The sequence below is a fragment of the Blautia sp. MSJ-36 genome (genome assembly GCF_018917985.1).
Lineage (GTDB): Bacteria > Bacillota > Clostridia > Lachnospirales > Lachnospiraceae > Blautia_A.
This window is the reverse complement of record NZ_JAHLPQ010000001.1, coordinates 200,764-226,748: the sequence shown is the minus strand read 5'-3', so window position 1 is coordinate 226,748 and position 25,985 is coordinate 200,764. Positions and strand designations below refer to the sequence as shown.

At 44.6% G+C, this 25,985-nt stretch carries 25 protein-coding genes; all 25 read right to left on the bottom strand.

Features of this window, described 5'->3' with window-relative positions; all coding sequences use genetic code 11:
* Positions 1–69: 69 nt before the first annotated feature.
* The gene (ybeY, locus tag KQI39_RS01035) at positions 70–564 is read right to left on the bottom strand and encodes an rRNA maturation RNase YbeY (RefSeq protein WP_015524845.1); all 495 of its coding nucleotides are present in this window, start codon (positions 562–564) and stop codon (positions 70–72) included.
* On the bottom strand, positions 561–1,586 hold the full coding sequence (locus KQI39_RS01030; RefSeq protein ID WP_174087680.1) for a PhoH family protein: 1,026 nt from the start codon (positions 1,584–1,586) through the stop codon (positions 561–563). The genes ybeY and KQI39_RS01030 overlap by 4 nt, the downstream gene beginning before the upstream one ends.
* Complete coding sequence (locus tag KQI39_RS01025) at positions 1,579–2,784, bottom strand: sporulation protein YqfD (protein WP_216415843.1); 1,206 nt, start codon at positions 2,782–2,784, stop codon at positions 1,579–1,581. The genes KQI39_RS01030 and KQI39_RS01025 overlap by 8 nt, the downstream gene beginning before the upstream one ends.
* Positions 2,781–3,047, bottom strand: coding sequence for a YabP/YqfC family sporulation protein (locus KQI39_RS01020; RefSeq protein ID WP_021977755.1), 267 nt, complete (start codon positions 3,045–3,047; stop codon positions 2,781–2,783). Before KQI39_RS01020 ends, KQI39_RS01025 begins: the two co-directional genes overlap by 4 nt.
* Before the next feature lie 56 nt (positions 3,048–3,103).
* Positions 3,104–3,646 carry a DUF2284 domain-containing protein gene (locus KQI39_RS01015; protein WP_021977754.1) on the bottom strand — a complete coding sequence of 181 codons (543 nt, stop codon included), beginning with the start codon at positions 3,644–3,646 and terminating at the stop codon, positions 3,104–3,106.
* Positions 3,647–3,648: 2 nt separating this feature from the next.
* Positions 3,649–4,611 (bottom strand): tRNA dihydrouridine synthase, encoded by a 963-nt coding sequence (locus KQI39_RS01010; RefSeq protein ID WP_216415841.1) that lies wholly within the window; start codon positions 4,609–4,611, stop codon positions 3,649–3,651.
* Positions 4,611–5,402, bottom strand: coding sequence for an NYN domain-containing protein (locus KQI39_RS01005; protein WP_173761716.1), 792 nt, complete (start codon positions 5,400–5,402; stop codon positions 4,611–4,613). Before KQI39_RS01005 ends, KQI39_RS01010 begins: the two co-directional genes overlap by 1 nt.
* Positions 5,403–5,506: 104 nt before the next feature.
* Positions 5,507–6,727: an L-serine ammonia-lyase, iron-sulfur-dependent, subunit alpha gene (locus KQI39_RS01000; RefSeq protein ID WP_148448057.1), complete on the bottom strand. Its 1,221-nt coding sequence runs from the start codon at positions 6,725–6,727 to the stop codon at positions 5,507–5,509.
* A gap of 89 nt (positions 6,728–6,816) precedes the next feature.
* Positions 6,817–7,782, bottom strand: a complete 966-nt coding sequence (locus tag KQI39_RS00995) for an ABC transporter ATP-binding protein (protein WP_148447986.1) — start codon at positions 7,780–7,782, stop codon at positions 6,817–6,819.
* Entirely contained in the window at positions 7,779–8,738 is a 960-nt protein-coding gene (locus KQI39_RS00990; protein WP_216415839.1) for an ABC transporter ATP-binding protein, read from the bottom strand. The genes KQI39_RS00995 and KQI39_RS00990 overlap by 4 nt, the downstream gene beginning before the upstream one ends.
* Positions 8,739–8,753: 15 nt before the next feature.
* Positions 8,754–9,587, bottom strand: coding sequence for an ABC transporter permease (locus tag KQI39_RS00985; RefSeq protein WP_118071465.1), 834 nt, complete (start codon positions 9,585–9,587; stop codon positions 8,754–8,756).
* A 13-nt stretch (positions 9,588–9,600) separates the two neighbouring features.
* Positions 9,601–10,551 carry an ABC transporter permease gene (locus tag KQI39_RS00980; protein WP_021977747.1) on the bottom strand — a complete coding sequence of 317 codons (951 nt, stop codon included), beginning with the start codon at positions 10,549–10,551 and terminating at the stop codon, positions 9,601–9,603.
* 99 nt (positions 10,552–10,650) lie between these two features.
* Positions 10,651–12,225, bottom strand: a complete 1,575-nt coding sequence (locus tag KQI39_RS00975) for an ABC transporter substrate-binding protein (protein WP_216415838.1) — start codon at positions 12,223–12,225, stop codon at positions 10,651–10,653.
* Positions 12,226–12,403: 178 nt separating this feature from the next.
* Positions 12,404–13,744: an MATE family efflux transporter gene (locus tag KQI39_RS00970; protein WP_216415836.1), complete on the bottom strand. Its 1,341-nt coding sequence runs from the start codon at positions 13,742–13,744 to the stop codon at positions 12,404–12,406.
* Positions 13,744–14,031: a co-chaperone GroES gene (groES, locus tag KQI39_RS00965; protein WP_021977745.1), complete on the bottom strand. Its 288-nt coding sequence runs from the start codon at positions 14,029–14,031 to the stop codon at positions 13,744–13,746. The genes KQI39_RS00970 and groES overlap by 1 nt, the downstream gene beginning before the upstream one ends.
* Positions 14,032–14,177: 146 nt before the next feature.
* Complete coding sequence (locus KQI39_RS00960; RefSeq protein ID WP_216415834.1) at positions 14,178–16,751, bottom strand: hypothetical protein; 2,574 nt, start codon at positions 16,749–16,751, stop codon at positions 14,178–14,180.
* Positions 16,733–16,930: a hypothetical protein gene (locus KQI39_RS00955; RefSeq protein ID WP_216415832.1), complete on the bottom strand. Its 198-nt coding sequence runs from the start codon at positions 16,928–16,930 to the stop codon at positions 16,733–16,735. The genes KQI39_RS00960 and KQI39_RS00955 overlap by 19 nt, the downstream gene beginning before the upstream one ends.
* Before the next feature lie 212 nt (positions 16,931–17,142).
* On the bottom strand, positions 17,143–17,622 hold the full coding sequence (gene rlmH, locus KQI39_RS00950; protein ID WP_148447996.1) for a 23S rRNA (pseudouridine(1915)-N(3))-methyltransferase RlmH: 480 nt from the start codon (positions 17,620–17,622) through the stop codon (positions 17,143–17,145).
* Positions 17,619–20,273, bottom strand: a complete 2,655-nt coding sequence (locus tag KQI39_RS00945) for an FtsK/SpoIIIE family DNA translocase (RefSeq protein ID WP_216415830.1) — start codon at positions 20,271–20,273, stop codon at positions 17,619–17,621. The genes rlmH and KQI39_RS00945 overlap by 4 nt, the downstream gene beginning before the upstream one ends.
* A gap of 23 nt (positions 20,274–20,296) precedes the next feature.
* Complete coding sequence (locus KQI39_RS00940; RefSeq protein WP_173761723.1) at positions 20,297–21,172, bottom strand: undecaprenyl-diphosphate phosphatase; 876 nt, start codon at positions 21,170–21,172, stop codon at positions 20,297–20,299.
* Between the two features lie 188 nt (positions 21,173–21,360).
* Positions 21,361–22,755: an NADPH-dependent glutamate synthase gene (gltA, locus tag KQI39_RS00935; RefSeq protein WP_173761724.1), complete on the bottom strand. Its 1,395-nt coding sequence runs from the start codon at positions 22,753–22,755 to the stop codon at positions 21,361–21,363.
* Entirely contained in the window at positions 22,755–23,642 is an 888-nt protein-coding gene (locus tag KQI39_RS00930) for a sulfide/dihydroorotate dehydrogenase-like FAD/NAD-binding protein (protein WP_148448001.1), read from the bottom strand. Before KQI39_RS00930 ends, gltA begins: the two co-directional genes overlap by 1 nt.
* A 165-nt stretch (positions 23,643–23,807) precedes the next feature.
* Positions 23,808–24,521: a ClpP family protease gene (locus tag KQI39_RS00925; RefSeq protein WP_173761725.1), complete on the bottom strand. Its 714-nt coding sequence runs from the start codon at positions 24,519–24,521 to the stop codon at positions 23,808–23,810.
* Between the two features lie 66 nt (positions 24,522–24,587).
* Positions 24,588–25,331, bottom strand: coding sequence for a YebC/PmpR family DNA-binding transcriptional regulator (locus KQI39_RS00920; protein ID WP_118064285.1), 744 nt, complete (start codon positions 25,329–25,331; stop codon positions 24,588–24,590).
* Between the two features lie 158 nt (positions 25,332–25,489).
* The gene (locus KQI39_RS00915; RefSeq protein ID WP_021977735.1) at positions 25,490–25,837 is read right to left on the bottom strand and encodes a type II toxin-antitoxin system PemK/MazF family toxin; all 348 of its coding nucleotides are present in this window, start codon (positions 25,835–25,837) and stop codon (positions 25,490–25,492) included.
* Positions 25,838–25,985: the final 148 nt, after the last annotated feature.

Below are 25,985 nucleotides of genomic sequence, written 5' to 3'. Positions count from 1 at the left end.
ACCTCCTTTTCTTCAGGCGGAAAAAATTTTCCGCTTTCCTTCTCTCTTATACCGGTTTACCCGGCATTTTTAACGGTTAATCCCAAGCTCTTTAAGTGCCGCAGCCTGTTTGGCTTCCATAACTTTCGCCTCATCTTCTGTCATATGGTCATATCCCAGAAGATGCAGCATGCTGTGTGCAACCAGAAAACAGAATTCCCTCGTTACACTGTGCCCGTATTCTTCTGCCTGTGCAAAAACCTTGGGCACGGAGATCATAATATCTCCAAGCAGAAGTTCATCACTGTCCAGATCAAAATAAGATTCATCCTCTTCCACCACAGAATAATCGGCCGGAGTCTCAAAAGGAATCATGGGAAACGATAACACATCTGTCGGTGCCTGAATATTCCGGAACTCCGTATTTACTCTCTTGATCTCCTCATTATCTGTGAGAACCAGATTGACCTGTCCATCATAAGGACATTTCTCCATTTCCAGAACTTTATCCGCAACCTGGGATGCAAGAGCAGCATAATCAATCCCGAGCTCCTGGTCTGTTTCATATTCGATATTTATGGTCATCTTCTGTACTCCTTATTCTTCACAGCATACCTGTCATCCTTCCTGGATTTGGCAGGTTTCTGCTTTTTCTCATAATCATCATAGGCCTGCACGATCTGCTGTACAAGAGGATGACGCACAACATCCTTGCTGGTCAGCTGGCAGAACCCGATATCATCAATCTTCTTCAGAACCTTCATGGCCACATCAAGGCCTGATGTGGCATCTTTCGGAAGGTCTTTCTGGGAAGCATCGCCTGTGATGATAACCTTGGACCCAAAACCGATTCGTGTCAGGAACATCTTCATCTGTGCGGGGGTGGTATTCTGTGCTTCATCCAGAATGATAAATGCATTATCCAGAGTACGACCTCGCATATAGGCAAGAGGAGCAACCTCGATCAGGCCTTTTTCCATATTTTTTGCAAAGCTGTCTGCCCCCATGATCTGATAAAGTGCATCATACAGGGGACGAAGATACGGATCGACCTTACTCTGGAGATCTCCCGGAAGAAATCCCAGTTTCTCGCCAGCTTCAATGGCAGGTCTGGTAAGAATAATCCTGGAAACTTCTTCATTGCGGAATGCGGTTACTGCCATAGCCATGGCAAGATATGTCTTACCGGTTCCTGCAGGCCCCACACCGAACACGATCATTTTCTTACGGATCTGCTCCACATAATCCTTCTGTCCAAGTGTCTTGGGTTTAATGGGTCTCCCCTGTATGGTATTACAGATAAAATCCTTGTCGATCTCTTCCATTACGGAACCGATCTTCTCCATTGCAAGGGAAAGTGCGTAATTCACATTCTGCTGTGTAATGGTATTGCCTCTGCCTGCAAGAGTATTCAGCTCTTCCACGATCGCTTTCGCCTGTGTAGCTCCCTCCTGGCTTCCCAGGATCTTCAGAGAGCCATCCCGGAAAATCATCGTTACATTCAGAGTACGTTCGATCAGCTTCAGATGCTCGTCAAACTGTCCGAAAATATTCGCCTGGCGGTCTGCCGGCACATCCACATATAATTCGATAATGCTGCTAGCCATCCTCTGGTGTCCTTTCTTTTGGCTGCGTCTTTCTTTCTGTAGGCCCTTCCTTTCCTGTTTTTTCTATGACAGTAAGGGAACCTCTGCTGACGCAATCCTGATGTTTTATTTCTATTTTAACATTATTTTCAGATATTTGAACCCCTTTTTCTATTAATTTTTCTTCATAATTATAAAGCCTCTGAATGGCCTGTTTTTTTGCGGCCTTTTCTGTCAGTTTTTCTTTTCTGATTTCATATTTTCTGGTGGTGATGATTCCCGCGGAAATGGGGAGACGAAAATTTTCAGAAGGTACAAACGGGTATTCACAGATCAGACGATCTTCATTCTTCTTTGCAGCCGGAGACAGATCGAGGAGCCAGTTTTTATTTTGGATAAAAATGCTCCGCTTTTCTTTCCCCTGGTAAACTTTTTTCTCTGCAGTAAGCGGAAATGTATCATAATAATCCATGATATGGCGTACATAAACATCTGCATCTGCCAAAACGTACTCATAACGGACCACTTCCTGGCTGTCATCTGTAATATTAACAATACCGGAGACCAGTTCCTGTCCCTTTTTTACTTCTTCACCACTCTTGATCAGGGGAGTGCCCTGTCGTGTGACTACAGACTCTACAATTCCATCCACAGTTGAAAAAAGGCTGCAGGCAGCTTTTGATGTTTCTTCAGATAATTTCGTATCGCCTTCCCGGATTTCAAAACTCAGCCTGGTCCCGGAAAGTTTTGCCGATACCCAGGTAATTTCCGGAAACTCCCGCCGCATCTCTTCTGCCAGTGCATTGCAGTGGATCTTCTTTTTGAATACTCCACAACAGATGCCTTTTTCTTCCAGAAAGTCTACCAACTGTGGCGTAGGATTTAAAATATTCCCCTCTATATGAATGTTCCAGACCCTTCCGGACAGAAAAAAAAGGACTCCGATCACAGTCAGAACTCCTGCCGGCAGGAGTTTATTCCGTCTGCACGCCAGCAGAAAAAAAACAGGTCCTCTTTTTTTCAGGATATGAATATGTACACCCGTTTTCCTCCGAAGAGGACCGATCAGAAAAAAATCTTTCACCCGCATTGTCAGCAGAAGTTCTTTTTCTCCTGTCTGAACGATTCTCCTGAACATTATCCCACGGCTTTTGCACAGATTCAGGAACCGTTCACGCTGTTCGCCTGTAACGGACAGTCTTACAAAACCAGGAATCATTTTTTCTTTCCCTCCTCAAGCAGAATGCTTTCGATCCGTCCGCAGACACACATTTCAAATGCTGTATAACAGGAAATTTCCAGGCGTTTTCCATGGATCACAAGTCTGCCGGACGGAGTCAGAATTATAATCTCCTCTCTTGTATAGCGCTGAAGATTCCTGTAATTTTCAACGATCGCCCGGCGTTTTCCGGTAAGGATCACCTGTGTTTCACGAAACGCCGGTTCCACCGGCAGATCCAGAAACTCCGACATTTTTTTCATAAAAAAATCCTCCGGCATTTATCATTAATCTATGCCAGAGGATTTCTTCATATGTATTATTTGCGGATCAGAACCATGGAAAACCAGAGAATGGTATTTCCCCCCAGATTATATTCCATCTGTTCCCGTTCCACGATCTCATTTACCACGACACCATAGCTTTCCAGACAGGGATGCATATGTTCCGGAAAACGGCAGGGTTTTCCATCCAGATACGCACATCGTTTACAGTAATCACAGGATTCCGTGGAAAGAGTAAAGGTCTCATATCCTTCTCCCTCCAGAAAATCCCGGACTTTTTCTGTAAGATCTTCGTGTGCCATTCGTGTGGAAAGCATCTCTTCCATATTCATCATGTCCGATACTTCCGCCACACTGGAAAAAAAGATTGCCTGGGGAAAACTGTGAATCTTTTTCTCACATTCCGGAAGTTCTCCTACTGCCGGGGGACAGGCCCAGGTGCTGCCATAGCGCTCACATTCCTGTTTGCAGATTGTCCGTACACGTTCCTGCACTTTGATATCAGCTGTGTCCAGCAGACGATACTCAAAAATCGGATACTGGGCAATAAAATCTTCGAATTTTTCTTTTATATCCATACTTACAAAATCTCCTGTTCTCCAAAAAGGCTCATAACTGCCGCCTCATAGTCACCCAAATGCTGGGATTTTTTGATCTTTTTGAGGTATTTTGCGTAATTGGTAAATCCCGGTGCCATATAGTTCCACAGTTCTTTCATACGAAAAAGCACATTTCGTTCTCCGGAAAGGTACTCCTGATACTCCCGATAAAGACAGTCATGGAACTGGCGCATTTTCTGCTTATACTGAGACTGACGGTCTTCTTTTTTCATTCTGGTTCCGCACATAATTTCATCCAGAAGGTAAGGCCTTGCAATGATCCCCCGTCCGTACATGAAGCTGTCCGCATCCGGAAATTTTTCCTGGATTTCCTGATAAGCTTCCACGGAAAAAATATCTCCGTTATAGCCCAGCGGAACTTTGATTTTTCTCTGTGCCTCTTCGTATAATCCATACCGCGGAGTTCCCTTATAATGGTCCTTCAGAATGCGTGGATGGATGATCAGCTCCTTTATTGGATATTTGCTGTAAATTTCAAGAAGTCTTTCCCAGTCTTCCTCGTAATCGGTGCCCACGCGCGTCTTAATGGAAATCTCCATCCCTGTGTTAGCAAAGATCTCGTCCAGAAAACGGTCAAGCTTTTCCGGTTCTCCCAAAAATCCGGCCCCTTTTCCCTTGGCTGTTACGGTTCCTGAAGGACATCCAAGATTTAAGTTCACTTCTTTATGGCCATATTCATCCCGAAAAATATGTGCGGTTTTGACAAAGTCTTCCGCATTATTGGTCAGGATCTGGGGAACCACCGGAAGCTTTCCGTTTGTGTCAGGGGACACTTCTTTAATTTCCTTGCTGCTGAGTCTCTTGTTTGGCTTGGCGGTAATAAAGGGGGTAAAATATTTATCCATGGGATAAAAGCATTCATGATATGCATTGCGGTAAACCCAGTTGGTAACACCTTCCATGGGTGCCATATAATTCTTCATTACCGTTCCTCCTTCATACGGAAATAAATCTGTTTCCTTCCGCCACTGCCGGTAGGAATCCTGCCGGTTTCATAACTGCCCAGGGATTTGATAAACGGAGTCAGCTTGGAATACCCGTAATTACGCACATCAAAATCCGGAAGACGTTTTCCCAGCTGATCGCCCAGCTGTCCGGAAGACAGCCAGCCTTCCTCGTCAGAAAATTTCTCGATGATGGCATTAATGGTTTTCCGTACTTTTTTTAAGTCTTTATTTTTCTTTGAACCGGAACTGTTCTGTTTATTATTACTGCTTCCTGCTTTCTTTGCCTCCGCCGCAGTTTCCAGATCTTCTTTTTTCTCTTCTTCCTGCTGATTGCGGTAAAGAAGATCCAGATATTTAAACTGATTACATGCGGAAATAAAAGGTTTGGGCGTCTTTTCCTCGCCCATGCCCAGCACCAGCATTCCGGATTCCCGGAGCCTTGCTGCCAGCCTGGTAAAATCACTGTCCGAAGAAACAATACAATATCCGTCCACATTTCCGGAATAGAGAATATCCATGGCATCAATGATCATGGCCGAATCCGTGGCGTTTTTTCCCGTAGTATAGCTGTACTGCTGAATGGGAATGATAGAATCCTCCAGAAGAACATTTTTCCAGGAAGAAAGCCTGGCACTGGTCCAGTCTCCATAGATCCGTTTATAGGTAGCGATGCCAATGTTCGCCACCTCGTCCACAATGATCTTGATATATTTGTCTGATACATTATCAGCATCGATCAGTATTGCAATTCTTAATTCATTGTCCATAAATCCAACCTTTTCTTTGTCAAGCGGATAAAAGCATCCGCATTCGGTTAATCTGTGCCGTCTCCGCCCCGGCGTCTTTTAAGAACAGTATAACTGAAATTTCATCAGTGTTCCAGCATGATCTTAAGGATTTCCCGGTCTGTTTCTTTCATTCCGTCTTTTCCGATCTGTCCCACACAGCTGATGGTTTCTGCTGTTTCTTCCTGAAGAATTCCTGTATAAGGAGCATAGGACTGACCGTTCATGGCAAGATGGTGAGCAAGAAACGCCGCATCCAAGCTGGCCGCGATCTTGGCAGCACAGGAGATCTTTGCTCCATCACAGATGATTCCCGGAATATTGGCCAGGGTGTTCTCGATAGTCTTTTTGATCTGGGAAATACTTCCCCCTACCATATAAGTGATGGCTGCTCCTGCCGCACAGGATGCAGACACCGCACCACAGAACGCCGATAGTTTGCCTATATAATGTTTCTGATACACGGTAAGAAGATTGGAAAATACAAGTGCCCGGTACAGACTGTAGTCCGGCAGCTCCATTTCCCTTGCATAAACGATCAGTGGAACGGAACAGGCAATTCCCTGATTTCCGCTTCCGGAGTTAATGACAACCGGCATGTCACATCCGCCCATACGCGCCTCGGAAGCCGCCGCGGTAAGGCTTCGCATTCTGGTAAGCATATCATGGGAATAGTTTTCGCGGATCACACGTCCGATCCCAAGTCCGTATTTTCCGGTCATTCCCTCATGGGCAATGGCCATGTTGCTTTTGATCTGGGTATCCAGAAGAATTTTTACATCAGAAAGTTCTACGGTATCAGCAAACTCCCGGATATCTTCCAGATTTAAAAGACTGCGATCTGCCGCCTCTTTTTCTTCCAGCGCACGGTCCGCATCCAGAAGGATTTCTCCGTTTTTTTCAATTCTGGTCACATTAATGTGATCGTATTTGATCTCCAGACAGACGGTATCCTCTCCTGCACTCATTTCAATCACAATATGAAGTACAACCGGAGTATCCAGAAGTTCCACTTTACAGATATCCGCATCCAGAAGTTCCCGGCAGCGTTTTCTTCCCTCGTCTGTTACTTTTGAGAGAACCTCCATATCAAGCGATGCATCGCCTGCCACCGCACCAAGAACCACTCCTGCGGGGATCCCCTTTAATCCCCCGGAGTTTGGAATGATGACACAGCGCACATTCTTTATGATATTTCCGGAGCATTTTGCCACAATGTGCTCCGGTTCTTTTCCAAGAACTTCTCTTGCCCTTGCTGCACCGTAAGCCAGAGCAATCGGCTCCGTGCATCCCATGGCAGGAACCATTTCTTCCCTCAGAATAGCCAGATAATTATCATATATATTTTTTTCCACCTTTTTCTTTTCCCTTCTCGTATTGTCCGAAATTCCTGATATCAGTATTTATGGCAGGCTACCAGATGTCCTGGCTCTGCTTCCCGAAGCAGTGGAACTTCCTGCCTGCATCGCTCTTCACACCACGGGCAGCGGTTATGGAACCGGCATCCGCCAATGGAGCGGGACTGTACGCCGGTATCTGTCACGATCTGATCCAGCGTTTTTACTCTCGGGTCCGGTACCGGAATAGAAGAAATCAGCATTTTTGTATAAGGATGCAGCGGATTGGAATAGAGCTTGTCCGCATCTGCGATTTCCATAAGATTTCCCAGATAGAGAACTCCGATCTCATCGCAGATCTTCTGTACCACCTGCAGCTGATGGCTGATAAACAGGTAAGTAAGTCCGTATTTTTCCTGAAGATCCTGAAGCATCTGAACGATCTGTGCCTGGAGAGAAACATCCAGCGCGGAAATGGGCTCATCGCAGACCACAAACTCCGGCTGCACGGAAAGTGCCCTGGCAATGGAAATTCTCTGTCTCTGTCCGCCGGAAAACTCATGAGGATATTTCAGAAGATCCTGCTCTTTAAGGCCAACAACCCGGATCAGTTCTTTTGCACGTTCTTTCCGCTCTTTTGGCGTATACAGTTTATGGATTTCCATGGGCTCACAGATAATATCCTGCACGGTATGACTTGGGTCCAGGGATGAATACGGGTCCTGAAAAACAGACTGCATTTTTTTGCGGTATGGAAGAAGCTCTTTTTCTCCCATGGCTCCAATTTCCGCTCCTCCGTAAAAAATCCCCCCTCCTGTAGGCTTATGATAGCGCAGGATTGCTTTTCCGATGGTAGATTTTCCGCTTCCGGACTCTCCTACCAGACCGAAAGTTTTTCCCTTTTCAATAGAAAAACTCACCTGATCTACAGCTTTCAGGATACCCGGCTTAAAAGACAGAAGTTTCGGAGATTTCTGTTTAAAATATACTTTCAGATCTTTTACTTCAATTAAAGAATTGCTCATTTTTCCTCCTCCCTTCTGTGGCAGAGAATCTTATGTCCCTCCGAAGATTCATAATATTTCGGAAGACAGGCCTCGCAGGTTTTATCCGCATATTTGCAACGGTTCAGAAACGGACATAAATTTCCGCTTCCGTCAGAAAGATCTCTTTCCAGAAACTGTTCAAAAGTTCCTCCCACACGTGGCATACTTGCAATCAGTGCCTGGGTATACGGATGGCCCGGATTAAGAAAAATCTCTTCTACCGTTCCTTCTTCCACCACGTAACCACCACACATAACAGCCACTCTCTTACAGGTCTGTGCCACAACACCCAGATCATGAGTGATCAGAATAATACTCATATTGTTTTTTTTCTGAAGTTCCAGAAGAAGATGAAGGATCTGTGCCTGAATGGTTACATCCAAAGCTGTCGTCGGTTCATCGGCAATGAGAACTTTCGGATTACTGCTCATGGCCATGGCGATCATTACACGCTGGCGCATACCACCGGAAAGCTCATGGGGATAACTACGCATGGCTTTTTCCGGATCTGTGATCCCTACTGCTGTCAGCAGCTCAAGCACCCGGGCCTTTGCCTCTTTTTTTATTATGGAAGTATGGCGGCGGATCAGCTCCACCATCTTGTTTCCTACGGTATAAACCGGATTCAGTGCAGAAAGAGAATCCTGAAAAATCATGGCAATCTCACCACCACGAATTTCCCGGAGCTCTGCCTCACTTTTTTTCAGAATATCCTCCCCCTGAAACAGGATTTCTCCGCCCATAATCTTGCAGTTGGACGGGCCAAGACGGAGAATGGATTTCGTTGTTACACTTTTTCCGCTTCCAGATTCGCCTACAATTCCGAAAAAATCTCCCTCTTCAATGGCAAACCCGGCATCTTTTACTGCCTGTGTTTCTCCAAGATCCGTAAAGAAAGACACTTTCAGATCTTTTACTTCCAGTAATTTTTCCATTTGTGCATGTCCTCCTTACTTGGGCTCAAATACTTTTCTCAACACTTCTCCCAGATAGTTGAAACTGATAACCGTGATCAGGATCAGAATACCCGGAAAGATGGCAAGGTACGGAGCCTGCTGGATATAACGCTGTGCATTACTGAGCATGCTTCCCCAGGAAGCTGTGGGTGGCTGGATGCCCAGGCCGAAAAAGCTCAGTGCGGACTCCATCAGGATCGCGTTTGCAATATTCATAGTTGCGGCAACAATAATGGTCGGCATGATATTCGGAAGAATATGATGCACAATTGTGGAAAACTTTTTCTGTCCGGAAATCTTTGCATAGATAACATATTCTCTCTCATTCAGGGAAATCGTCTCACCACGGACGATCCTGGCAATGTTCATCCAGGTCAAAAATCCAATGATCAGGACAATATTCTGTAAACCCGGTTTCAGAAAAGCGTTCATAACGATCATGATCAGGAATGTAGGAAGGCTCATCAGTGCATCTACCAGACGCATCAGTACCGCATCCACGGTTCCTCCTACAAATCCACTGATGGAGCCCACAATCACTCCAAGGGCTGTAGAAAGGATCATGGACAGAAATCCAACCAGAAGAGAAGCTCTTCCGCCATAAATACAACGTGCCAAATAATCCCTTCCCATATCGTCGGTTCCAAAGAGATGTGACATAGAAGGGGCGTTCAGTCTCTCTGTAGCGCTGATGGCATTGGGGTCCACCGGATACAGAAAGGCAAAAATAGAGATCAGTGCCAGAAGAAGGATAGCCACTGCTCCTGCAACTGCCAATTTATTTGTCTTAAAACCAAGTTTAATGTTTTTCCAGATATTTTCTCTCATGACCCTTCACCTCCTAACATCCGGCCTTGCGAATTCTCGGATCAAAGACAGCGTACAGAACATCTGCCAAAAGATTTCCGAGCACCACAAGAAGTGCTGTAAACATGGTAATGCCCATGATCAGGGGATAGTCATACTGCATAACAGCAGTAACCGCCAGCTGTCCGATTCCCGGCCATGCAAAAACCTGCTCTGTAATAATGGCTCCGGAAACCAGTGACTGCAAACTCATTCCAAGAACTGTGATCATGGGAAGCATGGCATTTTTCAGTACATGGCGGAACAGAATCCCGGACTCTTTCATTCCATAGGCTTTCTGCACCATAACATAATCTGAGGACATCTCCGTAATGGTACTGCTTCTCAGATACCGGATATACTGGGATGCATTGGCAAAAGTCAGCACCGCACAGGGCATCACCATGTGAAGCACCAGATCTCCAAAAGAGCGGTCCCCGTCTGAATGCATACCAATACTTGGAAGGATATGAAGATGCACACTGAACAGGTAGATCAGCATGATACCGAACCAGAAAGTGGGGATGGAAATTCCCACATAGCAGAAAAGACTGGTGATTTTATCCAGAATTCCGTTCTTATTCTTACCGGAATACAATCCCAACACAATGGCAATGAGAAATCCCAGTAACATACTGGTTCCCATCAGGATCACTGTTGCGGGAAGACGCTCCAGCATCTGTGTCAGTACCGGACGGTTATTCATCAGGGAATTTCCGAAATTCCCGTGAAAAATCCTTCCCAGCCACAGAAAATACTGTTCATAAAGAGGCTTGGTAAGACCCAGGCTTTCCCTTAAATTCTGAATGTATTCTTCACTCATATTCGGCTCCACATAAGTCAGAACCGGATCTCCGGGCGCTGCTTTTGTCAGTGCAAAACAGAGAACGGAGACAATAAACAGTGTCAGAATACACTGTACCAGACGGTTTGCGATTTTCTTCAAAATGTACCTCCTTTATTTTCCCCGAAAACAGGAAATCGGCTGGCGCGAAAAACGCGTCAGCCACTTCCTTTCCGTGATTATCTTTTATAAATTTGTGTTTTATTTCTCCAGTGTGTAGATCTTGGAATAATCATAATAAATCGTCTTTAACAGACATTCATCAAATCCGCCGAAATCTTTATTTACCGCATAGAATCCATTGGAATACGCAATCGGATAAATATACATATTATCGTTGATAGTATTCTGAATTTCTTTATATATGTCGCTGCGCTCTGTCTCATCTGCTATACTGTTTCCTTTTTCCCACAGTGCATCCAGATCCGTATCTTTGATTCTGGAGTAGTTGGAACGGCTGTCGGAAGAGCACATATCCGCATAAAGACTCGGTTCCTCACCTAAAGTATAAAAGCTTAATACCAGGTCATAATCTGTACATTCCGGATCCTTGGTTTTATTCTTGAATGTTGATTCGTCTGTCGGAACAAGATTTACCGTGATTCCCACATTTGCAAGTGCAGACTGTACATACAGGGCCTCACTCTCCATAGTCTTGTCTGTGGAGATATACATCAGATTCAGAGAAAGAGATGTCTTTCCTGCTTCGGAAAGAAGCTGCTGTGCCTTGGCCGGATCATTGTCATAAGTATTGTCCGGTTTTGCATAATAAAGGGTATCCGGTGTAAACAGGGAATCCGCCGGTTCTGCATAATCTTCGGAAATGAATGCAAACTGACAGAATTCCTCTTTATTCAGTGCGTATGCAATAGCCTGACGTACCTTTACATCCTGAAGATCTTCATTCAGCTCATTCATGAACATGGCATTAACACGTCCGGAATTGTAGGTATTGATATTTACGTTGTCGTATGCACTGACTGTATCATAATCATCCGCGCTGATCAGACGTGCATCCAGATCACCGCTTGCAAGTGCCGCATTGGCGGAACTGGAATCTTTAACGATCTTGAAAGTGATGGAATCCAGATTTACATCTTCATAATAATCATCGAATTTTGTTACTTTAAGGTACTCACCAGATTTGTACTCCTCGAACTTAAACGGTCCGTTTCCTACCGGCTCATTGTTCAGATCGCTCTCTCCGATATTCTCCACACCTTCATAAATGTGTTTCGGAATACAGTAAACCTGGCTTAAACCGCCAAGAAATCCTGCGGAAGAAGATCCAAGGGAAAGCTTCACAGTAAGGTCATCGATTTTCTCTGCCTCTACTGCCTTATCATTCACATATCCGTAAGAAGAATATGGCACATTCTGTTTCTCGTCTACCAGAACCTGCATGGTAAATACCACATCATCAGCAGTAAGCGGCTCACCGTCATGCCATTTCAGTCCGTCTTTCAGCTTCAGAGTAAACTCGCTGGCATCCTCATTGGCTGTCACGCTCTCGCAAAGTCCGTTTCCGTAATACATCTCTCCGTCCACGATCTCAAAAAACGGACTGTACAGTGCCTGCATCATATCAAAGCTTGTCTGATCCACAACATACAGTGGATTGATATTCTGAGGATCTGCAGTCTCTGCAATTGTAATGTTACCGCCAGAAGCCTTGGTTCCTTCGGTGTTCTCTGCCGCAAAAACTACTGTTCCTGCCATAACAGTCGTTCCTGCTACTGCAGCTGCCAGAAGCGCTGCCAGTACTTTTTTTCTCATCTCTTTGTTCCTCCTATGGCCCAGTGAGTATTCCTGTTTTCCCACTAAGTTACTATGATATGTGTACGATGGTACTATATCCTTATATTTTTGTCAAGCTTATCCTGAAATTTTATCCGGAATTTCCCTTTCGCACATAAACCTTTATCTTTTATTCTACCTATAGGCTGGACAGGCGTCAAGAAATATTTGTCATGGTTTTGATCCAGTGCCCGTAATTGCATTTCAGGAATGCGGGTACACACTTAAAAATCTGATCTGCGTTAAGGCAGCACACCACAATGGCCGGTGATGCTTTGACCACAAATGCCATAAACATAGATAATGGGATCACAATCGCCCAGGTACTAATTAGATCCACCTTCATGGAATAGGCAATACTGCCACTTCCACGGATAATGCCTCCATTGGTAGGCATCTGATAAGACATTCCCACCATCACCACACTTAAGATCATAAGAAAGGTATTAGCCATCTCTCGGGTTTCCGGAGAAAGCTGGTAAAGGCTTAAAACCGGAATACGGATAAAGAAAAGCAGCACACCGCAGATAATCCCCATGACTACAAAAAGTTTCTGAAGTTTTTTGGAATAGAGTTTTGCAAGCTTCAGATCTCCGGAACCTATGGTTTTTCCCATGGTAACCGATGCGGCGGAAGCAGCTCCCACAGCTGCGGATTTTACCATCAGAAACAGATTGGACGCTGCACTGTTGGCTGCAATGGCTGCTGCCGTCATGTGGCCCAGAATTGCTGTCTGAAGCGCTGTATTTACACCCCAAAGTCCCTGGATCACAAGCAGAGGGCATACCACTTTATAATATTTCCGTCCGAACTTCCAATCTGCCTGCAGATAATCCTGGATACGGATACCGATCCAGCTCTGTTTTTTAGAAATATAAGTGATCAGTACGCAGATCTCCGCAATACGGGCCGTCAGTGTTCCCACCGCTGCTCCTGCCGCACCCATCCTGGGCGCACCAAAATGTCCGTAAATCAGAATCCAGTTAATGCTGCAGTTAATTATCAGAGTCATGACAGAAAGCCCGAAAGCGATCCCCGCGATTTCCACACAGCGCAGCGTAGCCAGCAAAATCTGTGTCACTGCAAAGAAAAAGTAGGTAAAACGGATGATCGCAAGATAGGAAAGACCGGCTTCAATAATTGTCTGATCTGTTGTGAAAAGCCCCAGCATCCGACGCGGAAAAAAGCTTGCCAGGATAAACAGGATGAGAGCAATAAAAATGCCTGTGCACATGGCCCAGGCACTGATCTTTCTCACCGGTTTTGTCTCTTTCTTTCCCCAGTACTGGCTTCCGAATATGACAAGTCCGTCTCCCAGCGCCATAATAAGCTGCTGAAAGACGAACTGTACCTGATTTACAGTGGTTACTCCGGATAATGCAGTCTCACTGAATGCGCCAAGCATAATATTGTCAGCAAGGTTGACACTTAACGTTACTACATTCTGTAAAACCAGCATGGAGCATAATTTCAGAAAATTACGGTAAAAATTCTTCATCAGTCTTTTACAATGGCAATAATATCATCGGCATTGATGACCAGATATTTCTCACCTTCGTATTTGATCTCAGTTCCTGTGTATTTTCCGTAGATTACACGGTCGCCGGGTTTTACCTGTATCGGAACTTCTTTCCCGTCTACGATCTTACCGGAACCAACAGCAATAACTTCTGCCTGCTGTGTCTTCTCTTTGGAGCTGTCCGGAAGAACAATACCGGATGCTGTCTTATCCTCTGTCTCAAAATATTTCACGATTACTCTGTCTGCAACTGGTTTTAATGCCATGTTTATTTCCTTCTTTCTGTATTTATTAGCACTCTTTTCTTATGAGTGCTACTCTTTTCTTATCATACTACAAATCTGGAAATTGTCAAGATATTTGCAGGAATCCGCCTGACTCTCTCTGCTGTTATCCGGCAGAATTCCGGTCATTATTCTTCCTCGCTGACTTCGATTGCTTCTGTCTCATAAATAAATTTTACACTTCCATCCATATCCTCTGCACGCTGTGTGAAACTGTCATAAGAAACCGCCTCCGATTTCAGTGCACGGAAACGGTCTATCACATTTTTCAAATCTTTGTTTACTGCATCGTCCAGTTTTTTCACACCTTCTTTATAGAACTTTTTCTGACCGTCACTTAATGTCTTTGCGCCATCTGCAAGTTTGCTGATTCCCTCCTGCACCTGTCCGCTGGCCTCTTTCAGTTTATCCGCTCCGCTCTGCAGAGTTCCTACGCCAGATGCAAGAGCGGAAGTTCCGCTTTTTAAAGTCTGCGTTCCGGACGCAAGGGTGCTGCTTCCTGCAAAGAGCTGTCCTGCCCCCTGTTCCAGCTGACTACCCGAAGAAACCAGCTGATCCGCTCCATTGTTAAGTGCACTGCTGTTTGCGGAAATCGTCTGAATGCCTTTTTTAAGCTGTGTAATTGCCTCCTGTATCTGGCTGCTTCCCTCGGTCAGTGTCTTTCCTGCTTTTTTCAGAGATTTGGCACCTTTTAACAGTGCACTGGCATTGGCATTCTTTTTTCCCTGAAGGTCTGTAATTCCGGAATTCACAGCACTTCCCATAGCATTCAGATCCTCGGAATTTTTCTGAAACTGCTCATTTGCATTGGTCAGATTCTGCTGATAACCGGACTGAAGTGTTTCATTTGCACTGGAAAGAGCATCTGCCGTATCCTTTAATTTATTGATCTCTGACTGAATTTCCGGAATCTGTTCACTTAAGCTACCAAAAGCATCGTCCATATTCCGGGCCGTGTCTGATAATTGTCTGCCGGTATCAGAAAGTGTATTTCCTGTATTTTTCAGATCCTGATCCTTTTCTGTCAGATTCTTCACATCTTCTTCCAGCTCACTGACTGCTTTCTGAAGATCTGACAATGCACTTCCCGCAGAAGCAGATGTGTGATTCAGCGCAGTGAGATTTTCTACTGCGGACATTGCTTTCTGTTTTGCACCATCGGCTTCTGATGCCGAACTGCGTAAAGCTTCTGCCGCGTTTTTCAACGCTGAAGTATCCGCCATCTGTCCGTTTGCAGAAGAAGTATCTATTCCATCGGCCGCGCTTCTGGCTGCTGAGATAGCGCCAAGGGCTTCCTGAACTGCCGCTGCGGTTCCTTCATCCATGGTACTGTAATCAATTCCCGAAAGTGCATTTTCTGCTGCTGAAAGATTATTTTTCACACCGGAAAGGCCTTCTTCAATTGCAGTCATATCTGTCGTTGTTTCTCCGGCATTGTCTGCCCAGTTTTCTATGATATCCGCCTGTGCATTCATGGTATCTGCATTATTTTTCAGAGTATCTGCCGCTTCCTGAACGTCGGATGTTATCTCTTCTGTACTTTCTGTATCTGTTGTCTTTGCGATCTGTTCCCGAAGTGCTGTAATCTTCTCTCCAAGCTGTTCTACACCGGCCACATATTCCTGCATCTGTACATTATAAGCGGAAACTTTTCCGGCATATTCTTCCATATTTCCGGAAAAATCGTTCAAAGTATCACTGTCCAGAGAATCTGCCATTGCTTTCATTTTTTCCACAGCCGTCTTTGCACTTTTTACTGTCTCATCTGTCTGCGGAATTACGGTACCCATACCGGAAAGCAGTGTCTGTATACCGTTTAAATATTTAAGCATTCCTCCGGTAAGTGCATCACTTCCCTCTATGTATTTCTTCATATAACCGGTCAGTGTGGAAGCACCGTTTACATATGCCATTGTTCCGTCTGACAGACTGCTTCCACCGGAAACATAACTGTCGACCCCTTCTGTATAGGAATTGACTCCGTTTGCAACTTTATCCATACTGTCGCTGACAGTATCGACTCCGCCGGTGTACTGCTTCAGTCCTGTCGCAAGAGTTCCGGTTCCCGCAGTATAAGCGGAAATTCCCTGTGCCAGCTGCGACGCGCCTTCGCTGAGAGCAAAAGCACCGGTACTTAAAGTTCCCACTCCGTCATCCAGTTTCCCAGCCCCTGATTCCAGTGCGGAAACACCGGTACTTAATGCGGCAATTCCCTCATCAAATTCTTTATATTTTTCATCAAGGGTGTTCACACCTTCTGAAAGTGATTTTGTTCCTTTTACCAGTTTTGACGCTGCTTTTGTCATCTTCTTTATGGAATCCTGCAGATCATCCACACTGTCCAGATCATCCAGATCAACTTCATCCAGCACATCTGTCATTGCCACTGTAAAAGAAGAACTCATTTCACAGTCTGTCACATCTGCTTCCACAGTAAAATCTTCCGGAATGCTGAGATCCTTTTCCACATCTTCCGTAAGATCCAGGCTTTCCTTTAATCCGGGCATTGCAATTCCAAGTACAATATTTCTGGAATCATCTTCCACTACTTTGCCATTATCAACCGTTACATTGGAAAAATTATCTGTAGACAGAATCATCCCTGTAATCATCATAAAAGGAGAATATAATTTTTCTGTTTTTCCATTAATTTTTTTTGTGGTAACTGCACGGTTTTCATAGGTTACACATTTTTCAGCCACTCTGAAACTGTAACCTCTTTTACATTTCCATCTGCTTCTGTATTTACATATACCGTTTCTTCCCTGCTGATCTTGTTATTATCCGTCTGTTCTGTAGCACCTGCAATTGTACCGGCCCCCAGGAGTACAGACATCCCTGCCGCCAGTGCAGCAGCTGATTTTCGTTTTCTGTTTTTCATACCAGATAACTCCCTCTGCTATAATTGTTATATCTCTATAACTTTGTTATACAATAATGAGTTAGTCTCGTCAATCTTTTTTGCAAATTTTTACTTATTCGGTAAAATTTCTCATGCAGTACAGATTCTTCATCCATATTGCGAAATTTCCCACACATAAAAAGCCTTCCACTGTTACTTAAAAGTAATGGTGAAAGGCTTCCTTTTTAATTTTATTTATGATAAGGTTCTCCACTTATGATCCGGTAACTCCGGTAAATCTGTTCCAGCAGAATCACCCTCATCAGCTGATGAGGAAATGTCATTTTTGAAAAGCTAAGTCCATAATCGGATCTTTTCAGCACCTCTTTTCCAAGTCCAATGGAACCTCCAATTACAAACTGGATATGGCTGGTTCCCCGGATGCCAAGAGTATTGATTTTCTCTGCAAATTTCTCAGATGTCAGCTGTTCTCCTGCAATTTCCAGTGTAATTACAAAAGCATCGTCCCGGATATATTTCAAAAGGCGCTCACCCTCTTTATTTCTGATTGCCTCTTCTACCGTTTCGCTGGCATTATCCGGTGTTTTTTCATCAGATACTTCTATAATCTCCAGTTTGCAATAACGGCTTAAACGTTTGGAATACTCTGCAATGGCATCTCGTAAATATTTCTCTTTTATTTTTCCTACTGTCAGAACGCTTATTTTCATCCGCCATTCTCCTCCAGATAATTCTCAAATTCTTCCGCAGACATCAGAACTTTCCTTGGTTTGGTTCCTTCCTCCGGACCTACGACTCCTGCATCGCAGAGCTGATCCATGATTCTGGCCGCACGGTTGAAACCGATTTTAAACATACGCTGAAGCATGCCAATGGAGGCCTTCTCTTTCTCAATAATAAATTTGCCGGCTTCTGTAAAATATACGTCTCTGTCACCGCCACCTGCTCCTCCGGGAACCGTGGCAGTATTTACCTGCTTCTCAATGGCGGTATCATAAACCGCTCCCTGATTTTTGTCGGAAACATATTCCACAACAGCGCTGACTTCCTCGTCAGACACAAAGGCGCCCTGAAGTCTGGCAGGTTTCTGATATCCCTGTGGATAAAACAGCATATCACCTTTTCCGAGAAGTTTTTCTGCGCCGTTCATGTCAAGAATTGTTCTGGAATCCACACCGGAAGATACGGAAAATGCAATTCTGGACGGCATATTTGCCTTAATCAGTCCTGTAATAACATTAACCGAAGGTCTCTGTGTGGCAATAATCAGATGAATGCCGGCTGCACGTGCAAGCTGGGCCAGACGGCAGATGGCATCTTCCACTTCGCCCGGCGCTACCATCATAAGATCCGCAAGCTCGTCTACAATAATTACGATCTGTGGCATCTTTTCGGGTGCTTTTTCCCCTTCCGGTACACGCATATTCGCAACTTTTTTATTATATTCTCCAAGGTTACGTACACCATACTCCGCAAAAGCATTATAACGGCTTGTCATCTCTGAAACCGCCCAGTTCAGTGCTCCGGCCGCTTTTTTCGGATCTGTAACTACCGGAATAAACAGATGTGGAATTCCATTATATACACTTAATTCAACAACTTTCGGGTCAATCATAATCAGACGAACTTCATCTGGTGTTGCCTTATAAAGAATACTGATAATCAAAGTATTGATGCATACCGATTTACCGGAACCGGTAGCTCCTGCGATCAGAAGATGCGGCATCTTTGCAATATCTGCCACAACCGATTTCCCTGCAATATCTTTACCTGCCGCAAAAGAAAGCTTTGACTTGGCATTTTTGAACTCCTCAGACTGCAGAAGATCTCGAAGCATAACCGGACTGTTTTCTTTATTTGGAACTTCAATTCCCACAGCAGCTTTTCCGGGAATCGGTGCCTCAATACGAATATCCGGTGTTGCAAGATTCAGTTTAATATCATCCGAAAGACCTACAATCTTGCTGACTTTAACACCCATCTCCGGCTGCAGCTCATAACGGGTTACTGTCGGGCCGCAACTGACATTGGTAATCGTTACATTTACGCCAAAATTGTGCAGTGTTTCCTGCAGCTTCTGAGCTGTTTTTCTTAAGTGTGCATCAGAATCTCCCTGAGATCTGCCATCACCTCGCTTCAGAAGTTTCAGTGGAGGATACTGATATGGTTTTTTCTCTGCAACTTCCTTCTGACTGATCTCATGCTGAATATTTTTGATCCCATGTTCAATTTCTTTCTGTGAAGATTTGGGGTTATTTGTGGAAGCTTTTTTTTCTGTTTCCAGAACCGGAGACATTTCCGGAACCGCAACATCTTCATAACCGTCATACTCATCTTCTGAGACTTCCTGGATATCTTTTTCAAAATCTGGTTCTTCCACTTCTTCAGTCACTGTCTGCGGCTGAGATCTGTGAATCTGAAATTCCATGTTCTCATGGGAAGCCGGCCGGATTTCCTCCTGTCCCTCTGTTTCCTCTGCTTCTGGCAAATCTGTATCCGATGGAAGCGCAGCCTTCTCCTCATCCAGAAAAGAAGGCAGATTAAATTCCCCTTTTCGGTTGGCTTTTACAGCTGCCTGTCTTTTATTTTCTTCTTTTTTTGATTTTCCTTTACGTTTTCTGGATGTTTTCTTGGTGGTTTCTTCCGCAAACGCCAATTCTTCCTCTTCCAATTCCTCTTCCAGCTGACGGATCTTTTCTGCTCTTCTCTCAGCACGGATTTTCCTTCGGAGTTCTTTTTGCTTTTCTCTGTCCGGCTGTGCCTCCAGATATGCCTCTCTTCCCTCCCGGGCAGCATCTGCAAACAGATCCAGAATTTTATTCATAAACCCGAAAAAAGATCTCTGCGTAATAATAATCATGGAAACCATCAGTACCAGTACAATGATCACCACGCCTCCAACTGTACCAAATGCGGAAGCTGTGGAAATACATACTGCACCTCCAATCACGCCTCCTCCTGTATGATACTCCGAACTGAGTGCATAATAATCCGCAAAAGTTGTACTTGGTGTGTAACCTTCTGTAAGAAGCTGTAAAAGTCCGCATAAAAAGGCAAAAAACACAATTCCGGCAAAAATCTTCTTATAAGCAAGACGGTTCTTATTATTGACAATCAGAAACGTAACTCCCCCAAACAAAACTACTGGAAACAGATATGCACACAATCCCATGATTCCAAAACAGATGCTGCTGATGGCATTTCCTACGATACCACCCATGCCAAACGCACTGATCATCAGAATCAGGCAGGCTGCAAACATAACCAGAATCAGTATTTCTGTCTGAAATCGGTTTCCAGCGCTCTGCTGTTTTGTCGCAGTTTTCCCTTTTCTTTTTTTTGTTGTTTTTGAAGCTGCCATTGTCAGACTCCCTCCAGTTGATATCAAATATAATTTGCTGCCAGAATAAGGATACCGGCTGCAAAGGAATAAAATGCAAAATAACGCAGTCTGACCTGATTCGAAAGCTTAAGCATGAACCGGATTACCAGATACCCTGTAATTCCGGCCACCAACATTCCAAGGACATAGGTAAATCCTTTTCCCACCGTCATACTTACCGCTGTAAACTCGCCCATTTCTACAAAAAAAGCTCCAATCACAGCCGGTATACTCATTAAAAGAGAATACTTAACCGCAAATTTCCGGCTCAGTCCGCAGAAAAGTCCAACGCTCAGTGTAAGTCCGAATCTGGAAAGTCCGGGAAATACTGAAATTCCCTGACAGATTCCCATCCACATGGCATCTCCGAAATTTACTTCCCTTGTACCCTTGTTCCCGTTTATATTGCTGTAATCCACAACAAGAAGAATTACTCCTGTAAGCAGAATTCCAATTCCCGAAAACATATGTGAAGACGCACTGCGTACAACAAGGCGCTTACACTGATATCCAATTAATGCTGTAGGAATTGTTGAAACAAGGATCAGAGCAGTAAGTTTCCGGTAAGTTCCGTGCACAATTTTTGCATAGGTCAAATTTTTACCGGTTCTTCTGTTATAAAGAAAAATATTGGCATTTCCGATCAGATCCAAAATCATTCCGATCAGTTCGATTCCGATTTTTTTGATATCTTTCAGAAAAACGAGAATCAGAGCTACCATGGTTCCCAGATGAAGCATTACTTCAAAAAGCACCCCGGAACCTCTTGATCCGTTAAGAAGATCCTGGGCTGCACAAAGGTGTCCAAAACTGCTCACCGGCAAAAATTCTGTAATTCCCTGAAGAATTCCCAATATAATCGCATGTATCACTGACATAATGATATTTCCTTTTCTAAAAATTTTTCCAACACATTATAGCATAATTACCGGAAACTTACAATCCACACTTAAGCAATCATTCAAACAAATGTTCTTTTTCTTAAAATTATAATTGTATATACAAAAAACTTCCGGTTACTGTGAATCAGCAACCGGAAGCCTGGATCTAAAAACGAATCTTCTTTTTATTTGTTTTTCAGATATTCGTCGATACCTCTTGCACCAGCTTTACCTGCACCCATAGCAAGGATTACAGTAGCTGCACCTGTAACGGCATCACCACCGGCATATACGCCGTCCTTGGATGTCTTACCGGTTTCTTCCTCGGCAACGATACATCTTCTCTTGTTGATATCAAGGCCTTTTGTTGTGGAAGAGATCAGCGGGTTCGGTGAAGTACCAAGGGACATGATAACAGTATCTACGTCCATCTCATACTCGGAACCAGGAATCTCTACCGGGCGTCTTCTTCCGGAAGCATCCGGCTCGCCAAGCTCCATCTTGACAACCTTCATACCATTTACATGGCCGTTCTCATCTACAAGGATCTCCTTCGGATTGGTAAGAAGATCAAAGATGATACCCTCTTCCTTAGCGTGATGAACTTCCTCTGCTCGTGCAGGAAGCTCTGCCTCACTTCTTCTGTATACGATATGTACCTCAGCGCCAAGTCTCAGAGCTGTTCTTGCAGCATCCATAGCAACGTTACCACCGCCGACAACTGCAACTTTCTTGCCTGCTGCGATCGGTGTATCGTAGGAATCATCGAATGCTTTCATGAGGTTACTTCTTGTCAGGTACTCGTTTGCGGAGAATACACCACTTGCATTCTCACCCGGGATACCCATGAACATCGGAAGACCTGCACCGGAACCGATGAATACGGCCTCAAATCCCTCTTCCTCGATCAGCTGGTCGATGGTTGTAGATTTACCGATGACAACGTTTGTCTCGAATTTAACACCAAGCTCTTTAACTTTCTCGATCTCTTTCTTAACGACTTTCTGTTTTGGAAGACGGAACTCCGGAATACCATAAACAAGAACACCGCCAAGCTCATGAAGAGCCTCGAATACAGTTACATCGTATCCTGCCTTTGCAAGGTCACCTGCACAGGTAAGTCCGGAAGGACCGGAACCGATGACTGCAACTTTATGTCCGTTCTTACCCTCTGCTCCTGCAGGTTTGATGTCATGCTCCAGAGCATAGTCAGCAACGAATCTCTCCAGTTTACCGATGGAAACAGCCTCACCTTTTTTACCACGGATACACTGTCCCTCACACTGGGATTCCTGTGGGCAGACACGGCCACAGATAGCTGGAAGTGCGGAAGATAATCCGATCACTTTGTAAGCTTCTTCCATGTTGCCCTCTTTGATATGTTCAATAAATCCAGGAATGTTGATGGATACCGGACATCCCTCTACACATTTCGGTTTCTTACATCCGAGACATCTCTGTGCCTCTTCCATTGCCTCTTCCTGATTATATCCAAGACATACTTCCTCGAAGTTTGTCGCACGTACCTTCGGATCCTGCTCTCTTACAGGAACTTTTTTTAACATTTTTGCATCTGCCATTACTTGTCACCTCCGCACTGTCCGCATCCACCGTGGTGGGTATCGCCTTCCTGAAGTTTCAGTAATGCACGTCCCTCCTGGGTCTTATACATCTGACTTCTCTTCATAGCCTGATCAAAGTCAACGAGATGTCCGTCGAACTCCGGTCCGTCTACACAGGCAAATTTAATCTCATCACCGACCTGAAGACGACAAGCGCCGCACATACCGGTTCCGTCAACCATGATCGGGTTCATGCTGACAATTGTGTGGATACCAAGTTTCTTGGTAAGAAGACAGACGAATTTCATCATGATCATCGGTCCGATTGCTACACAGACATCATAATGTTTGCCTTCGTTTGTTACAAGATCCTCAAGAGTCTTGGTTACCATACCAGAACGTCCATAAGAACCATCATCAGTTGTGACGTAGAGATTGGAAACAGCGCCGAGCTCTTTCTCAAGAATAACCATATCCTTTGTCTTGGAACCAAGGATAACATCTGCTGTGATACCGTGCTCATGAAGCCATTTAACCTGCGGATAAACAGGTGCGGTACCAACACCACCGGCAACGAATACCAGTTTCTTCTTCTTGAGTTCTTCGATATCTTCGTGTACGAACTCAGATGGACATCCGAGAGGTCCTACGAAGTCACGGAATGAATCTCCTTCTTTCAGTGCGGACATCTTAATTGTAGATGCTCCGATCTCCTGGAATACGATGGTAACTGTTCCAGCCTCGCGATCGTAATCGCAGATGGTAAGAGGAATTCTCTCACCCTTCTCGTCAAGTTTCACAATGATAAATTGTCCTGGCAGACAGTGGCTTGCCACACGTGGTGCATGCACAACCATAAGATGGATCTTAGCTGCCAACGTTTCAGCTTTTAAAACCTTATACATGGTCTTCCTCCTCGCGCAAATTATAAACCTCTATTAATAATACGCTAAAAATCTGCATATGGCAAGGGGAGATTTACAATTTCTGTCGATTTTCTTTACCACAGCACAGCGTAACCACGTTAGTTATGTTTAACCAATATAACCAAAAGCCACATAAAAAAGCGATCATTTCTGTGATTTTTTCTCTTCAATCAGGGCATACAGTTTGTCCAGGGCATCCCGGATCCCGCCGACTTCATCAATCACACCTTCCTTCACTGCCTGCTCTCCTTCCAGCATGGTTCCCACATCTTTTACCAGTTGGGAAGTATCCAGCATCAGTTCTTCCAGCCGTTCTTTGGTTATATCAGAATGCTTCGATACAAAGGCAGTGATACGGTCCTGGATTTTCTCCATATTGCGGTACGTCTGTGCCACACCGATAAACATCCCGTTCTGCCTTACCGGATGGATGACCATGGTAGCACTTGGCACGATAAAAGAATAGTCCGCGGAAACCGCCATGGGAACGCCTATGGAATGTCCGCCGCCCAGCACAAGGGAAACCGTGGGAATACTTAAAGACGCGATCATCTCCGCAATCGCCAACCCCGCTTCCACATCGCCACCAACTGTATTTAAAAGAATCAGAAGTCCTTCAATTTCCTCATCATCCTCGATCAGAGCCAGTTTTGGCAGTACATGTTCATATTTGGTGGTTTTACTGTGTGACGGGGCCGATTCATGACCTTCGATCTCCCCGATTACCGTCAGAAGTTCCACCTTATGTTTCCGGGAATTTCCATCCAGCACTACCTGTCCTGTTTCCTGGATCTGCTTGTCCTGGCTTTCTTCCCGATCCAGTTCCTTCTGTTTTCCCTCTTCTTTATTTTTTTCCATAAAAATACCTCCGGAATCTAAAATTCTGGAGGTATTATATGCAAAATATTATTTTCTATTCTAAGATCACTCGTCCCAGTTTGTCCATACGTCTGTAACGTCATCATCCTCATCAAGAAGATCCAGTGTTCTGTGGAGATCCTTGATAGCCTGGTCGTCGGTAAGTTCTACGTAAGTCTGCGGAATCATGGCGATCTGTGCTTCCATAAGCGGAATTCCGGCTTTCTCAAGAGCTTCACGTACAGCGCTGAAATCATCCGGATCTGTAAGGATCTCGAAGCTGTCCTCTTCCTCGCTGAAGTCCTCAGCACCTGCATCCAGAGCTGTCATCATCAGCTCGTCCGCATCCATCTCGCCGCACTCATCCTCAAGCTCTTCCTTGTCGATGATGATCTGGCCTTTCTGATCGAACATAAAGGATACACATCCCTGAGTTCCGATGCTTCCGTTACCCTTGGTAAAAGCGTTACGTACGTTACCTGCAGTACGGTTCTTATTATCTGTAAGAGTCTCTACGATAATGGCAACACCGTTCGGGCCATATCCTTCGTATACAGCTTTCTCGTAGCTGTCTGCGGAGTCAGCACCTGCTGCCTTCTTGATTCCACGGTCGATGGTATCGTTCGGCATGTTGTTTGCTTTTGCTTTTGCAATGACATCACGAAGTTTGCTGTTGTTTGCAGGATCCGGGCCGCCGGCCTTTACTGCCATAACGATCTCACGGCCGATGACTGTGAAGATCTTACCCTTCTTGGCATCATTTTTCTCTTTCTTATGTTTGATGTTGGCAAATTTTGAATGTCCTGACATGTTATCTTCCTCTCCTTGTTACCGTATATTTTCTTTCGTGCCCCTGCCTGTTACAAAGGTACCGTTTTACATAATTGCAACTCGGTTAAATATAGCACTTATGGAAGATTTCGTCAAGAATCAGAATCCAAACCTGTCAAAAATCCCATGAAATTGCCCTAAAATGTAAGCTCCAGGCTGATTTCAAGTGCATGATTTACCTTATCAAGCATGACACTGTCCAGATGACACACCTTATCTTTCAGCCGCCGCTTATCAATGGTACGAAGCTGTTCCAGAAGAATTACGGAATCCTTCTCAATTCCATAGGCAGATGCATCAATTTCAATATGTGTCGGCAGTTTCGCCTTGTTCATTTTTGATGTAATGGCCGCGCAGATCACAGTAGGGCTGTGCCGGTTGCCCACATCGTTCTGAATAATCAGTACCGGCCGGATACCGCCCTGTTCACTGCCTACTACAGGCCTTAAGTCCGCATAAAAAATATCCCCTCTTTTTATAACCACACAATTCACACTCCGATTCTGGTCCGGCTTATTTATAAGCCGTATTCCTTTTTACAGATAAGTATTTCCATAATTTCCTTGTGTATACCATGAGTGGTACTTTTTTATCGGTCTTACGCCTGATCCGGGTTTTCTGTCACCCGAAATT

Bases quoted from the DNA above. Each gene is read 5' to 3' on its own strand.
- KQI39_RS01005 (WP_173761716.1), bottom strand. From the start codon at position 5,402: ATGGACAATGAATTAAGAATTGCAATACTGATCGATGCTGATAATGTA.
- KQI39_RS00955 (WP_216415832.1), bottom strand. From the start codon at position 16,930: ATGAAAAACAGAAAACGAAAATCAGCTGCTGCACTGGCGGCAGGGATG.
- KQI39_RS00945 (WP_216415830.1), bottom strand. From the start codon at position 20,273: ATGGCAGCTTCAAAAACAACAAAAAAAAGAAAAGGGAAAACTGCGACA.
- KQI39_RS00940 (WP_173761723.1), bottom strand. From the start codon at position 21,172: ATGTCAGTGATACATGCGATTATATTGGGAATTCTTCAGGGAATTACA.
- ybeY (WP_015524845.1), bottom strand. From the start codon at position 564: ATGACCATAAATATCGAATATGAAACAGACCAGGAGCTCGGGATTGAT.
- KQI39_RS00930 (WP_148448001.1), bottom strand. From the start codon at position 23,642: ATGTATAAGGTTTTAAAAGCTGAAACGTTGGCAGCTAAGATCCATCTT.
- KQI39_RS00970 (WP_216415836.1), bottom strand. From the start codon at position 13,744: ATGAAGAATTTTTACCGTAATTTTCTGAAATTATGCTCCATGCTGGTT.
- KQI39_RS00925 (WP_173761725.1), bottom strand. From the start codon at position 24,521: ATGGAAAAAAATAAAGAAGAGGGAAAACAGAAGGAACTGGATCGGGAA.
- gltA (WP_173761724.1), bottom strand. From the start codon at position 22,755: ATGGCAGATGCAAAAATGTTAAAAAAAGTTCCTGTAAGAGAGCAGGAT.
- KQI39_RS00975 (WP_216415838.1), bottom strand. From the start codon at position 12,225: ATGAGAAAAAAAGTACTGGCAGCGCTTCTGGCAGCTGCAGTAGCAGGA.
- KQI39_RS00920 (WP_118064285.1), bottom strand. From the start codon at position 25,331: ATGTCAGGACATTCAAAATTTGCCAACATCAAACATAAGAAAGAGAAA.
- KQI39_RS00985 (WP_118071465.1), bottom strand. From the start codon at position 9,587: ATGAGAGAAAATATCTGGAAAAACATTAAACTTGGTTTTAAGACAAAT.
- KQI39_RS01020 (WP_021977755.1), bottom strand. From the start codon at position 3,047: ATGAAAAAAATGTCGGAGTTTCTGGATCTGCCGGTGGAACCGGCGTTT.
- KQI39_RS01010 (WP_216415841.1), bottom strand. From the start codon at position 4,611: ATGAAGAATTATATGGCACCCATGGAAGGTGTTACCAACTGGGTTTAC.
- rlmH (WP_148447996.1), bottom strand. From the start codon at position 17,622: ATGAAAATAAGCGTTCTGACAGTAGGAAAAATAAAAGAGAAATATTTA.
- KQI39_RS01025 (WP_216415843.1), bottom strand. From the start codon at position 2,784: ATGATTCCTGGTTTTGTAAGACTGTCCGTTACAGGCGAACAGCGTGAA.
- KQI39_RS00990 (WP_216415839.1), bottom strand. From the start codon at position 8,738: ATGGAAAAATTACTGGAAGTAAAAGATCTGAAAGTGTCTTTCTTTACG.
- KQI39_RS00995 (WP_148447986.1), bottom strand. From the start codon at position 7,782: ATGAGCAATTCTTTAATTGAAGTAAAAGATCTGAAAGTATATTTTAAA.
- KQI39_RS01030 (WP_174087680.1), bottom strand. From the start codon at position 1,586: ATGGCTAGCAGCATTATCGAATTATATGTGGATGTGCCGGCAGACCGC.
- KQI39_RS01000 (WP_148448057.1), bottom strand. From the start codon at position 6,727: ATGGTTCCTGCCATGGGATGCACGGAGCCGATTGCTCTGGCTTACGGT.
- groES (WP_021977745.1), bottom strand. From the start codon at position 14,031: ATGGCATTAAAACCAGTTGCAGACAGAGTAATCGTGAAATATTTTGAG.
- KQI39_RS01015 (WP_021977754.1), bottom strand. From the start codon at position 3,646: ATGGATATAAAAGAAAAATTCGAAGATTTTATTGCCCAGTATCCGATT.